This window comes from Pseudomonas sp. PDM10, from assembly GCF_014852295.1.
Taxonomy (GTDB): domain Bacteria; phylum Pseudomonadota; class Gammaproteobacteria; order Pseudomonadales; family Pseudomonadaceae; genus Aquipseudomonas.
The window spans coordinates 1-255 of record NZ_JACVBJ010000036.1 but is presented as its reverse complement, the minus strand read 5'-3'; the positions used below and the strand labels follow the sequence as shown (position 1 = coordinate 255).

Annotated in this window: 1 rRNA gene; it reads right to left on the bottom strand. The window is 47.5% G+C overall.

The annotated features are described in order from the left end of the window. Positions 1-6: 6 nt before the first annotated feature. A 5S ribosomal RNA gene (gene rrf / locus IB252_RS29995) occupies positions 7-122 on the bottom strand. Positions 123-255 lie beyond the last annotated feature (133 nt).

Below are 255 nucleotides of genomic sequence, written 5' to 3'. Positions count from 1 at the left end.
ATTTAATCTTGACGATGACCTACTCTCACATGGGGAAACCCCACACTACCATCGGCGATGCATCGTTTCACTGCTGAGTTCGGGATGGGATCAGGTGGTTCCAATGCTCTATGGTCGTCAAGAAATTTGGGTACTGAGTCGTAGCCAGTTGGCTTCGCTTCAGCAAATTGGGTATGTGACAGCTTTCGGTGTTTTGTGAGATTCGAACTTTCGGTTCATTTCGTCTTCACACACCGCAATCTGATGCTCTTTCGA